Here is a 12760-nt window from a genome sequence, read left to right on the forward strand (position 1 = left end):
GTCACATATGACCTCGTGTCACATATGGACGTGGAGCCGCCGGGCTGCTTCGGAGATGGAGCCGCTCAGCGACGGGTACACGGTGAAAGTGCTGGCAATGTCGTCGACATGCAGTTTCTGCGTCACGGCGATCGAGATCGCGAAGATGAGCTCGGAGGCGTTCGGGCCCACCACCACCCCGCCAATGACGGTGCCGGAGCCCTTGCGGGCGAAGATCTTGATGAAGCCGTCGCGGTGGTTCCGCATCTTGGCGCGGGCGTTGCTGCGCAGGGACAGCTTGATGATGTCGCCCTGGTACTTGCCGGAGTCGATCTCGGCCTCGGACACGCCCACGGAGGCGATCTCGGGCGAGGTGAAGATGTTGGATGCCACCTGGTGCAGCTTGATCGGCATGACGGCGTCGCCCAGGAAGTGGGCCACGGCGATCCGGCCCTGCATCGCGGCCACCGAGGCCAGGGCCAGGACGCCGGTGCAGTCGCCCGCGGCGTAAATGTTCGGCGCCGTGGTGCGCGAGACGCCGTCGACCTTGATGTGGCCGCTCTCGGTGAGCGCGACGCCGGCTTCCTCCAGGCCGATGCCGGCGGTGTTCGGGATGGAACCGACGCAGACGAGGCAGTGGCTGCCGGTCACCTTGGAACCGTCGCCGAGGGTGACCACGACACCGTCCTCCGTGCGCTCCACGGTCTCGGCGCGGGCACGGGAGAGGACCTTGAGTCCGCGGCGTTCGAAGACACCCTCGAGGACCTCGGCGGCGTCGGTGTCCGAGCCCGGCAGCACGCGGTCGCGGCTGGAAATCAGGGTGACTTTGGAGCCCAGGCCGTTGTAGGCCGAGGCGAATTCTGCCCCCGTGACACCGGAACCCACCACGATGAGCTCTTCGGGGAGTTCGTCCATGTTGTAGATCTGGGCCCAGTTCAGGATGCGCTCACCGTCCGGACGCGCGGTGGGCAGCTCGCGCGGGTGGGCGCCGACCGCCAGCAGGATGGTGTCGGCTTCCACCGTCTCGGTGCCGTCGGCGGTCAGGACCTCGATGGTGTGGTTGTCCAGCAGCTTGCCGGAGCCGATCACGATGCGGACGTTCTGGTGTTCCAGCCCGGCCTGGATGTCCTCCGACTGCTTCCGCGCCAGGCGGAGCAGACGGTCGTTGATGTGCTTGAGGTCCGCGCGCATCGCCGGGGCAAAGTCGCCGCCGTCGACGTCGAACTTGACGCCCAGCTCGCCCGCCTCACCCATGCGGGTCATCAGGTCTGCCGTCGCGATCAGGGTTTTGGAGGGCACGACGTCGGTCAGCACCGCGGAGCCGCCGAGTCCCGCACGCTCGATGATGGTGACCTGGGCCCCCAGCGAGGCGGCGACCATGGCGGCTTCGTAGCCGCCGGGCCCTCCGCCGAGAATTGCGATGCGGGGTGAACTGAAGTCAGGGTGCGTAGTCACAATCAACCATTGTCCACCATCCGAACCTGAGCCACCAAGAATCCGTGCCGCGCGCAGAACCGGCCGGGCATGCTGGGCAGCAGGGCCGAGCCGCGATAACTTGTACCAGTGAGTTATACAGAATTCCTCAACACGGACCCTTTCGACGCCGCCCGCGACGCCGCCGCCTACATCGCCGAAGAGACGGGCGTCGATTCCCATGACGTCGCGCTGGTCCTCGGCTCGGGCTGGGGCGACGCCGCCGAGCTCATCGGCGAGACCACCGCCACCCTCTCCGCCTCGGAAATCCCCGGCTTCTCCGCACCGTCCGTGGTGGGGCACGTGGGCACCATCCGCTCGGTGCTGACCAAAGAGGGAAAGCGGGCCCTCGTCCTGGGCGCACGCACGCACTACTACGAGGGCAAGGGCGTCCGCTCCGTGGTTCACGGCGTGCGCACCGCCGCGGCCGCCGGCTGCAAGACCCTCGTGCTGACCAACGGCTGCGGCGGGCTCAACGAGAACTGGACGCCCGGTACGCCGGTGCTCATCAGCGACCACATCAACCTCACCGCCACCTCTCCGCTGGAAGGGGCAACGTTTGTGGACCTGACGGACCTGTACTCCTCCCGGATCCGCAGCCTGGCCCGTGAGGTGGACCCGTCCCTGGACGAGGGCGTCTACGCCCAGTTCACCGGCCCGCACTACGAGACCCCCGCCGAGGTGCAGTACGCCAAGCGGATCGGCGCCGATCTGGTGGGCATGTCCACGGCCCTGGAGGCCATTGCCGGGCGTCACGCCGGCATGGAGGCCTTCGGCATCTCGCTGGTGACCAACCTCGCCGCCGGGATCAGCCCCGTGCCGCTCAGCCACGGCGAGGTCCTTGAAGCTGGCCAGGCCGCCGGCCCGCGGATTTCCAAGCTGCTCGCGGAGATCATCGCCAAACTCTGAACCGGGGCCCTTAGCTAGGCCCTGATCTATGCCCTGGCCGGGGCCTCTTTTAAGCCCTGCCACAGTTCCTGGACTACCCCGCTGCGATCATTCCACAGCCAAGTAGTCCAGGATCTTTTCCTTGTCGGACGGGAACCGCCGCTCGATCGAGTCTGCGATCCCGGCGATGCTCTGGCGCGCCAGCGCCTGCCGCCACGCGAGTTCGGCCTGGCGCATCGTCTGGGAAATGAGGCACGTCCGCGCAAAATTCTCCTGCCGGTCCGGCTCGGGGACATTCCCGAGGATCGCCTCACACCGGAAGGCGGCCTCCTGGCCCTCCAGCGCCAGCACGATGTCCAGCACCGTGATGCTTTCCGGCCTGCGCGCCAAGAGAAATCCGCCGCGGGGCCCGGAGACGGATTCCAGCACACCGGCCCGGACCAGCGACTGAAACTGCTTGTTAAGGTAGGCGGCCGGGAGTTTGTAGAACTCGGCCAGCCGGGCGCTATTCACTGGTTCGCCGGGCGGTGTCCATGCCATGTTGACGCAACTGTGCACGGCCCATTCCACGCCACGGCCCATCTTCATATTCCAGACGCTACGTGTCCGGAAATTTGGGTGTCAAGGTCCCGCTGGAAGCTTTGAGATGGAACTGAAACCCTAACTCTCGATTCTCCGGGCAGGTATCGCCCGCGATTGGCGATAGTTTGGTTCCTATGACGTCTTCTGATGCCGACCTCGCCCGACTCCTGAGCGATGCCCGCGACTGGGCCACCCAGGACCCGGACCCCGCCACCGCCGCCACCCTGGCTGAGCTGATCCGCCTCACCGATGGCGGCGTCGCCGCGGCCCGCCAGGAGTTGGCCGACAGCTTCAGCGGCACCCTCCAGTTCGGCACCGCCGGACTGCGGGCGGCCCTCGGCCCGGGACCGAACCGGATGAACCGCCTGGTGGTCCGCCGCGCCGCCGCCGGCTTCACGGCGTTCCTCACGAACGCCGTCCAGCAGGCCTCCCCCGGCACCCGGCCGCGCGCCGTCGTCGGTTACGACGCCCGCTACAACTCCGATATTTTCGCCGAAGAAACCGCCGCGATCCTTACCGCTGCCGGTGTTGAAACCTTTTTGATGCCGTCGGCGCTGCCCACCCCGCTGCTCGCGTACGCGGTGCGGGCGCTGGACTGCGACGGCGGCGTCATGGTCACAGCCAGCCACAACCCGCCGCAGGACAACGGGTACAAGGTGTACCTCGGCCGTCACGCGGTTGAGGAAAGCGGCCGCGGCGCCCAGATCGTGGAACCCTACGATGCCCTGATAGCGGCGAAGATCGCTGCCGTCGGCGCCCTGGACTCGATCGAACTGGCCACCGACGGGTGGACGGTGCTGGAGCCCTCGATCGCCACCGAATACCAGGACGCCGTCGCGGCCCTGGCGGTTCCGCAGCACTTCCCGGCCCGCCGGCTGAAGATCGTCCTGACCCCCATGCACGGCGTGGGCGGGGAAACGGCTGTGGCTGTGCTGAACGCCGCCGGCTTCGCCGACGTCACGCTCGTCGCGGAACAGGCGCAGCCGGATCCTGACTTCCCCACGGTGAACTTCCCCAACCCGGAAGAGCCCGGCGCGCTGGATCTGGCGCTCGAGGCGGCGACGCGCGAGGGCGCCGACATCGTGATCGCCAACGATCCCGACGCCGACCGGGCAGCCGTGGCGGCGAAGGACCCGGCCACCGGCGCGTGGCGCATGCTGCGCGGCGATGAGGTGGGCGCCCTGCTCGGTGCCCACATCGTGGCGCGTCAGGCGGCCGGCGGCGAGCCTGCGGGCGGCGTGTTCGCCAACTCGATTGTGTCTTCCCGCTTGCTGGCGCGGATCGCGGCCGCCGCGGGTTACGCCCACGAGGAAACCCTAACCGGTTTCAAGTGGATTGCCCGCGTGCCGGGGCTGGTCTACGGCTACGAGGAGGCGCTGGGCTATTGCGTCGCCCCGTCGCTGGTGCGCGACAAGGACGGCATCTCCGCGGCGGTGTTGATCGCCGAACTCGCGGCGGCTGCTAAGGCCGATGGCAAAACCATCTTCGACACCCTGGACGAGCTCTACCTGGTGCACGGGTTGCACGCGAGCGACCAGCTCAGCATCCGGGTGGCGGACCTCGGCCTGCTGGCCGCGATGATGAACCGGCTGCGGGTCAGCCCGCCGGAATCGTTCGGCGGCTCCGGCGTCGAGGCCGTCACGGACCTGGCCGTGGGCACCGAGGAACTCCCGCCCACTGAGGGCCTGCTGTACCTGACGAGGGACCTCAGCCGCGTCATCATCCGTCCCAGCGGCACGGAACCGAAGCTCAAGTGCTACCTGGAGGTCATCCGCAGCGTCGGTTCGGCCGCCGAACTTCCGGCAGCCCGGGACGAGGCCCGCGCCGCGCTGGACAGCGTCCTGGCGGACGTCCGCGAGGCGCTGGGCCTCTAGAGCCCTACCTCAATGTACCCGCCCACAATCCGGGTACCGAAGGTGGCGAGCCGGAGTTCCGGGTTGCCGAGGCACTCCCCCGTAGCGAGGTCGTAGACCTCCTTGTGCAACGGCGAAGCCACCGTGGGGCGGTCCCCGCGGGATCCGGTGATGCCGCGTGCCATGACGTTCGCACCGGTGGCCGGGTCTTCCTGCGCCACTGCGAAAACCTCACCGGACACGGTGCGGAACAGGGCAACCTGGCGGCCCGCAATCAGTGCCGCCTCGCCCCACGCGGGTTCCAGGGCCGTCACGGCGCACACCCGGTGCCAGCCGGCTGCAGATCCAAAAGCCTGATCCTCAAACTCGAGTGTTGCGGTTTCAAGTACGGCGGTCATCCCGGCCCCTCTCTGATACATCCCTTACGGGCACAACCGCTGCTGCGGCCACATGTTCAAGCTAGGCCCGCGGTGTTTCATCCGGACGCGACGGATGTGTCCGGCGCGTAAAAGAGAGCTCACGCGGCCGGAAATGCTTTCGTGATGCAGAAGTTAAGATCACGAAACATAAGGGAAACTGAAGCGAAATTCCCTTTGCCTAGTCTGGGACGACAAGCTGTAGAGCACCGTCTGCGGCCCATGCGAAAGGCCCACCGTGACCGGACACCCCTCAAGCCACCCGAACCAGGGCGCAGCCAGCGCCGCCCCGCGCCGTATTGTGGTGGCCGGCGGCGGCCCCGCAGCGCACCGTTTCGCAGATGCGATGCACGCCCGAGGACTCGATGGCTGGCACGTTACAGTCCTCACCGAGGAAGCCCACCTCCCGTACGACCGCGTAGCGCTGAGCAAGGCACTCACCGACAGCGACGTCGACCTCACCCTGGGCAGCGCTTCCATGTGGGACCACACGGCCCTGAATCTGAAGACCGGCGAGCGCGTCATCAGCATCGACGCCGCCGACAAGACGGTGAAGACCGCGGCTGGAACCGTCTATCCGTATGACGAGCTCGTGGTCGCGACGGGCTCGGACGCGGCCCGCCTGCCCATCCCGGGCTCCGAACTCACCCACGTGTACCGCACCCTTGACGACGTCTGGGCCATCAACAAGGCGATCGCAGACCTCACCGGGAAGCTTGGCCGCAAGGTCAACGCGGTCACCATCGGCGGCGGTCTGCTGGGCCTGGAATCAGCGGCCGGCACCGAACAGCTCGGCGCCACCCCGATCGTCATTAACGGCTCGCCGTGGCTCATGAACACCCAACTGGACGAAGGTGCCGGACAGTCGCTCGGCCGGCTCATCGAGGCCAAGGGCTTCACCGTCCACGGCGGGGTGTTCCCCTCCGAGGTCCTCTCCGACGACGACGGCCAGGTCACGGGCGTCCTTATGGCCGACGGCCGGATCATCGACGCCGACATCGTGATCGTTGCGATCGGCGTGCGGCCCCGCGATGAGCTGTTCCGGGCCGCAGAGGGCCCGGACGGGCAAAAGGGAGTGCAGCAGTTCCAGCTGGGCCCGCGCGGCGGCGTCGTCATCTCCGACGACTGCTCCACAGAGGTTCCCGGCATCTGGGCAATCGGGGAGGTCGCCAACTTCGGCGGCATGTGCCTGGGCCTCGTTGCCCCGGCCAACACAATGGCCGAAATCGTCGCGGACCGGCTGCACGGCGGGAGCGCAACCTTCCCCGGCTTCGACACGGCCACCAAGCTCAAGCTCTCCGGCGTCGACGTCGCCAGCTTCGGCGACGCCTTCGCCCGCACGGAACACGCGCTCGAAATCGTCTATGCCGACCCCGCCCGCGGCGTCTACCAAAAGATCGTCACCACGGACGACGCCAAGACCCTACTCGGCGGGATCTTCGTTGGCGACGCCTCGCCCTACACGTCCCTGCGCCCCATGCTGGGCCGCGAACTGGCCGCCGAGCCCGGCGCATACCTCACCGCGGCCGGCGGCGGCGACGCCCCGGAGACCGAACTGCCGGACGACGCCATCCTGTGTTCCTGCAACAACGTCTCCGCGGGAACCATCCGCGACGCGGTCAACGGCTGCGGCGCCTGCGACGGCAACGCGCCGGTCCAGGAACTCGGCGAGCTGAAGGGCTGCACCCGCGCCGGAACCAGCTGTGGCTCCTGCGTGCCGATGCTCAAGAAGCTGCTAGAGACCGAGCTGACCAAGTCCGGCGTCGAGGTCTCCAGGGCACTCTGCGAACACATCGAGCTCTCCCGCCAGGAACTCTTCGACGCCATCCGGGTCCTGGAACTGACTTCCTTCGAGGAGATCATGGCCAAGTACGGCACAGGGGCCGGCTGCGATATCTGCAAGCCGACCATCGCCAACATCCTGGCCAGCCAGAACAGCGCCTACGTCCTGGACGCCGGCCGCGGCACGCTGCAGGACACCAACGACCGCGCCCTGGCCAACATGCAGAAGGACGGCACCTACTCGGTGGTTCCGCGGATCGCCGGCGGCGAGATCACCCCGAAGAAGCTCGGCGTGATCGCCGCGGTCGCCGAACAGTACGGCCTATACACCAAGATCACCGGCGGCCAGCGGATCGACATGTTCGGCGCTCGGCTGGAGCAGCTCCCGGAAATCTGGAAGCTGCTGGTGGATGCCGGCTTCGAATCCGGCCAGGCCTACGGCAAGAGCCTGCGCACGGTGAAGTCCTGCGTCGGCTCCACGTGGTGCCGCTTCGGGGTCCAGGACTCGGTGGCCATGGCCATCGCGCTTGAGCTGCGCTACCGCGGCCTGCGCAGCCCGCACAAGCTGAAGATGGGTGTCTCCGGCTGCGCCCGCGAATGTGCGGAGGCCCGGGGCAAGGACGTCGGCGTCATCGCCACCGCGGACGGCTGGAACCTGTACGTCGGCGGCAACGGCGGGGCCACCCCGGCGCACGCCCAGCTGCTGGCAAAGGATCTCGACGACGAAACCCTGATCAGGTACATCGACCGCTACTTTATGTACTACATCCGCACCGCCGACCGTCTGCAGCGCACCGCGCGCTGGCAGGAAGAGCTCGACGGCGGCATCAAGCACGTCGAGGACGTGGTGGTGCACGACACCCTGGGCATCGCCGAGGACCTTGAGGCGGCCATGGCCAAACATGTTGACACCTACGTCGACGAATGGGCCGACACCCTGAAGGATCCAGAGCGCCTCCGCCGCTTCCGCTCCTTCGTCAACGCCCCGGACCAGAAGGACGATTCCATCACCTTCGTCTCCGACGAGCGTGGCCAGATGCGCCCCGCCACGGCAGAAGAAAAGGCACTGGCCGGCCAGCAGCCAGTCCTGATCGGCGCTTCCATCCCGGTCCGTGCCACCACCCCGGGACAGCCTGACGAGAACGAGGTATAGCCATGCAGCTCACCATTGACCTCACCGGACGCGAAGTCCTGGTCACCGGCGGGGACCACGCCGCGCGGCAGGCCGTGCGGCGCTACGAGGCGGCCGGCGCCATCGTGTTCCGCCTCAGCTCCCCTCAGGGCGAACGCATTGACGGCCCGCTGCCCGAGCGCCCGTTCCTGGTGGCGGCCGTTGACGACGGCCAGCCCGGTTGGGGGGCCCTGCTGGGCCGGTGCCATGCCGCCGGCATTCCGGTGGCGGCCGAGCCAGCGGCCGGCCCTGTGGGACACGTCACGCTGGTCGGCGGCGGCCCCGGCACGGCCGAGCTGCTCACCGTCGCCGCCGTGGCGGCGCTGCGGGATGCCGACGTCGTCTTCTACGACCGGCTCGCCCCGTACCAGGACCTGCCGTCCCTGACCTCGGCCGAGCTGGTGGATGTGGGCAAGAAGCCCGGCCACCACAAGGTCAGCCAGGCCGACATCGAAAAGCTTATGGTGGAAAGCGCGCTGGCCGGCAACAACGTGGTCCGCCTCAAGGGCGGGGACCCCTATGTGTTCGGCCGCGGCGGCGAGGAAGTCGCGTCCTGCGTCGCGGCCGGTGTTCCGGTCCGCGTCATCTCCGGCGTGACCAGCGCCATCTCGGTTCCGGCCGCCGCCGGCATCCCGGTCACGCACCGCGAAGTCAGCCACATGTTCACTGTTGTTTCCGGCCATGCGCCGCTGACCGAGAACGAATTGACGCACCTTTCCGGGCTCGGCGGAACTACTGTGGTCCTGATGGGCATCGGCACCCTGCACCACCTCGCGGCCGGGCTCCGCCGGGCCGGGATGCGGGCCGATATGCCGATGGCCGTCGTCGAACGCGGCTACCGCCCCGGCCAGCGCACCACGATCGCCGAGCTGGGCACCATCACCTCCGCGGCCGCCGGCTGCAGCAACCCCGCTGTCCTGGTGATCGGGGAGGTTGTCCGGGTGGCCGAGGCCAACCGGGGCTGTGCCGAAGCCACCGCAGAGCTCGACCGACTGGCCGCATCACTGATGGAGGCGTAAGGATTCCCATGAGCGTATTGAATGCCGCCGCCGCAACCTTCCCGGAACCCGGCGCACCCTTAACTCCGTTGATCCCCGCACCGTCCGGAGCACCCGCGCCGGACATTGCGGAGGACGCGACCGAACGGGACCTTCCCTTGGACGGCTTCCGGATCGGTGTCACCTCGCACCGCCGCTCGCAGGACCTCATCGAGGCCCTCGAGCGCCGCGGTGCTGAGGTGCTTCACGCCCCGGCCCTGAAGATCGCCCCGGTCCGGGAGGACGAGAGCCTGATCGAGGACACCCGGGCGATCATCGCCGCCCGGCCCGATCTTTGCATCGCCACCACCGCCTACGGCATGCGCCGCTGGTGCGAGGCCGCGGACACGTTCGGCATCGGCGACCAGCTGCTCGAGACCCTGTCCGCCACCCGGATGTTCGTCCGCGGGCCCAAAGCACGCGGCGCCGTGCGTGCGGCCGGGCTTGCCGACGTCGGCATCAGCAGCGACGAGACCACGGCCACGCTCGTGGACATGCTCCTTGCCGAGGGTGTGCGGGGCAAGACAGTCGCGGTGCAGCTACACGGCTACACCGATGTCCGCCAGCTTGAGCGCCTGCGCATGTCCGGCGCCACCGTCCTGACCGTCACCCCGTACCGCTGGGTGAAGCCCGACGGCGCCGACCGGCTGCCCAAGCTCATCGAAGCCGCGTGCAGCGGCAACCTGGATGTCCTGACCTTCACGAGCGCCCCCGCCGTGGACGCCATGTGGAGCACGGCGCACGAGATGGGCGTCTACAAACAGCTTGTGGAGAGCCTGAAGACTACTGTGGCGACCGCCGTCGTCGGGCCCATCACCGCTCAGCCGCTGCTGGACGCCGGGCTGCACCCACTGATCCCGGAACGCTTCCGGATGGGCGCCCTGATCCGGCTGGTCTGCGAGCACCTGGCGCTCAACCACGTCCGCCGGCTCGATACCGCTTCCGGCAGCATTGAGCTGCGCGGCCGCTCGCTGCGGATCAACGGCGAGGCGGTCGACATGGCACCGGCACCCCTACTGCTGCTGCGCGCGCTCATCGGCGCCGGCGGGGCCGTGCTGTCCCGCGAAGCGCTCTCGGACCTCCTGGAACTGCGCGGCTCCGTGCATGCCCTGGACATGACCGTCAGCCGGCTGCGGTCCGCGCTGCCGGACACCCGCCTGGTGGAAACCGTGGTGAAGCGCGGCTACCGGATCCGGGTGTAACTCAACGCGGGGTCACTTAGCGCCCATCCCACAGCCCCTGATGGGCGCTAAGTGACCCCGCGTTGCTTTGATGTGGCCGGCCGCCGCGGAGGTGTGACGCACGACATTACCAGCCGGTAAATACTGGCGAACAGGCAGGGCAAACGCGGCAACACCCGGGAAACACCCCGGAAAAATCGGACGCCTACGCTGGGGTTCATCAAGCACACCGGCCACACGATGGCCACCCAGCGAAAGGGCCTGAACATGTCCGCTCCGGCATTGTCTCCCACCTCCGGCACGTCCCCCTCGGCGGAAGCCGCTCCCGGCACCGCCTCTCCGACGACAGTCACAACGGCCGCCCGGCCCAGGATCGTCATCGCCGGCGCCGGTACGGCCGCCCAGGCCCTCGTCCGGCAGCTCACCCGGACCCCGTTTGCCGGCGCCATCACGGTCCTCAGCAACCGGGACGACGCCCCGGAGGAATTGCTGGAACTCGCCGTCCTGCCCCAGGTGTCCGTCCGTTTTGGCCAGCCGGCCAGCTACATCGACGCGGAAAACCGCCGCGTGACCACCGCCGACGGCATGGAATTCGACTACGACGAGCTCGTCATCGCCACCGGTTCGGCCCCCGCCGAGGCACCGGTGGAAGGGGCCGCGCGGTGCCTGAGCTATTCCACGATCGACGACGCCGCCCGGCTGGGCGAGGCCGTCAAGGACGTCACCCGGGTCCTGGGCCGGCGTCCGCTGGGCATCCTGGTCGGCACGGGCTCCGCCGCCGGCCAGGCCGAGGCAGTGCTCCGTGCCCGCGGCGTCCGCCCCGTCCGCACCACCGTCCGCCCCGCCGCCGTCGTACCCACCATCGCCGGGTCCGTCCTGCCGGCGTCCGGCATCGTCTTCGAGGACGGGTCCAGCATGAACGGGGACCTCGTGATCCTGGCCGAGGAGCGCATCGCCCGCGACGAACTGGCCGCCACGGCCGGGCTGACCACCGCGCCGCGGGGCGGGATTGTCATCGGCCAGGACTTCCGCACCTCCGTGCCGGGCATCTGGGCGATCGGTGACGCCGCAGCCTACGACGGCGTCCGGCTGGGACTGCTCGTGGCCTCCGGTTCGGCCGCGTCGGTGTGTGCTTCCCAGCTGCTTCAAGCCACGATGGCCCGGCCCCTGGCGGTCGCGGCCTGAGCGTGCGGGGGCGGCCCGGCTGGGCATCCACACGGCATGTTCCTATGGCAAGATGGTTCCCTGATAAGCCGCGCACCATGCGGCGCCGCCAGGGCCCGCAGGCCCACAAGGCCCGGGAAGGGACCGCCGCGTCCCAGGCCCGCCACGAAAGGGACCACCATGAGCCACGACGCCGCCACCGCGGGCACGCCCAACATCGCCTCCTACATCGACCACACGCTGCTCAAGCCGGAGGCCAGCGAGGCGGAGATCCTCAAAGTGTGCGCCGAGGCGTCCGAATACCACTTCAAGTCGGTCTGCGTGAACCCCGTATGGGTCAAGACCGTCAAGAAGGCGCTCAAGGGCTCCGGCGTCCTGACGTGCTCCGTGGTCGGGTTCCCGCTGGGCGCCACGCCGAGCGACGTCAAGGCCTTCGAGGCCCGCGGCGCGGTCCTGGACGGTGCCGAAGAGGTGGACATGGTCATCAACATCGCCGCGGCCCGCGCCAATGACAAGGGCGCGCTGGTGGATGACATCGCCGCCGTCGCCGACGCCGTGCACGAAGGCGAGGCCATCTTGAAGGTCATCATCGAAACGGCCCTGCTAAGCGATGACCAGAAGGTGCTCGCCTGCGAGGCTGCGGTTGAAGCGGGGGCGGACTTCGTGAAGACCTCCACGGGCTTCAACGGCGGCGGTGCCACCGCCGAGGACGTCGCGCTCATGCGCCGCACCGTCGGTCCGGACCTTGGCGTCAAGGCCTCCGGCGGCGTGCGGTCCCTGGCCGACGCTCACGCTATGATTGCTGCAGGTGCAACACGTATTGGCGCCAGCTCCGGCATTGCGATCGTCAAGGGTGAACAGGGTTCGTCCGCGTACTGAGCCACGCCGGCAGTGCCCACAGTTTTGAGAGCCCCCCGGGGCCGAGGAGGAACGAATGTCCAGCAACACCACCCCGTCCCGGCGAGTCGAGAACAGCCTCGGATCCAGCATCGCCTTGTTCGTGCCGATGATGGTCCTGTTCCTCGGTGCAATCTACTCGCTGGCCTTCCTGACGCTGGAAAACGTCTGGCCGATGGCTGTCTGCCTGGTCCTCTTCGCCCTCTCGTTCTGGATCCCGCAGACCCTGCTGGGCCGTTCGGATTCGGCCGGCGAAAACTAGGCCTCTCGCTTTCTTGAATGACTGAGCTCCGGATATTCCGGAGCTTCAGTCATTTAAGAAACCCTCACATCTAAA

At 68.3% G+C, this 12760-nt stretch carries 11 protein-coding genes; 8 read left to right on the forward strand and 3 right to left on the reverse strand.

The window, feature by feature from the left end; all coding sequences use genetic code 11:
- Nucleotides 1-18: 18 nt before the first annotated feature.
- Complete coding sequence (locus AC1DEM_RS06390; protein ID WP_476883679.1) at nucleotides 19-1434, reverse strand: NAD(P)H-quinone dehydrogenase; 1416 nt, start codon at nucleotides 1432-1434, stop codon at nucleotides 19-21.
- A gap of 108 nt (nucleotides 1435-1542) precedes the next feature.
- On the opposite strand from AC1DEM_RS06390, the gene AC1DEM_RS06395 reads away from it, so the two are divergent.
- Nucleotides 1543-2361, forward strand: coding sequence for a purine-nucleoside phosphorylase (locus tag AC1DEM_RS06395; protein ID WP_476883680.1), 819 nt, complete (start codon nucleotides 1543-1545; stop codon nucleotides 2359-2361).
- Nucleotides 2362-2448: 87 nt separating this feature from the next.
- On the opposite strand, the gene AC1DEM_RS06400 is transcribed toward AC1DEM_RS06395, so the two are convergent.
- The gene (locus AC1DEM_RS06400) at nucleotides 2449-2928 is read right to left on the reverse strand and encodes an RrF2 family transcriptional regulator (protein WP_476883681.1); all 480 of its coding nucleotides are present in this window, start codon (nucleotides 2926-2928) and stop codon (nucleotides 2449-2451) included.
- A 128-nt stretch (nucleotides 2929-3056) separates the two neighbouring features.
- Between AC1DEM_RS06400 and AC1DEM_RS06405 the strand changes: the two genes are divergently transcribed.
- A complete protein-coding gene (locus AC1DEM_RS06405; protein ID WP_476883682.1) occupies nucleotides 3057-4796 on the forward strand; it encodes a phospho-sugar mutase in 1740 nt (579 codons plus the stop codon).
- On the opposite strand, the gene nirD is transcribed toward AC1DEM_RS06405, so the two are convergent.
- A complete protein-coding gene (gene nirD, locus AC1DEM_RS06410; protein ID WP_476883683.1) occupies nucleotides 4793-5173 on the reverse strand; it encodes a nitrite reductase small subunit NirD in 381 nt (126 codons plus the stop codon). The genes AC1DEM_RS06405 and nirD overlap by 4 nt on opposite strands.
- Before the next feature lie 256 nt (nucleotides 5174-5429).
- Between nirD and nirB the strand changes: the two genes are divergently transcribed.
- From nirB to AC1DEM_RS06440, 6 genes are all read left to right on the forward strand, one after another.
- Nucleotides 5430-8126 carry a nitrite reductase large subunit NirB gene (gene nirB, locus AC1DEM_RS06415; RefSeq protein WP_476883684.1) on the forward strand — a complete coding sequence of 899 codons (2697 nt, stop codon included), beginning with the start codon at nucleotides 5430-5432 and terminating at the stop codon, nucleotides 8124-8126.
- Between the two features lie 2 nt (nucleotides 8127-8128).
- Nucleotides 8129-9163, forward strand: coding sequence for a uroporphyrinogen-III C-methyltransferase (gene cobA, locus AC1DEM_RS06420; protein WP_476883685.1), 1035 nt, complete (start codon nucleotides 8129-8131; stop codon nucleotides 9161-9163).
- An 8-nt stretch (nucleotides 9164-9171) separates the two neighbouring features.
- Entirely contained in the window at nucleotides 9172-10383 is a 1212-nt protein-coding gene (locus AC1DEM_RS06425) for a uroporphyrinogen-III synthase (RefSeq protein ID WP_476883686.1), read from the forward strand.
- Between the two features lie 219 nt (nucleotides 10384-10602).
- Nucleotides 10603-11547, forward strand: a complete 945-nt coding sequence (locus tag AC1DEM_RS06430) for an FAD-dependent oxidoreductase (RefSeq protein ID WP_476883687.1) — start codon at nucleotides 10603-10605, stop codon at nucleotides 11545-11547.
- Nucleotides 11548-11706: 159 nt separating this feature from the next.
- Entirely contained in the window at nucleotides 11707-12405 is a 699-nt protein-coding gene (gene deoC / locus AC1DEM_RS06435) for a deoxyribose-phosphate aldolase (RefSeq protein ID WP_476883688.1), read from the forward strand.
- Nucleotides 12406-12460: 55 nt separating this feature from the next.
- Nucleotides 12461-12685, forward strand: a complete 225-nt coding sequence (locus AC1DEM_RS06440; protein WP_476883689.1) for a hypothetical protein — start codon at nucleotides 12461-12463, stop codon at nucleotides 12683-12685.
- The last annotated feature ends 75 nt before the right edge of the window (nucleotides 12686-12760 follow it).

It is taken from the genome of Arthrobacter sp. 05T420, assembly GCF_056396305.1.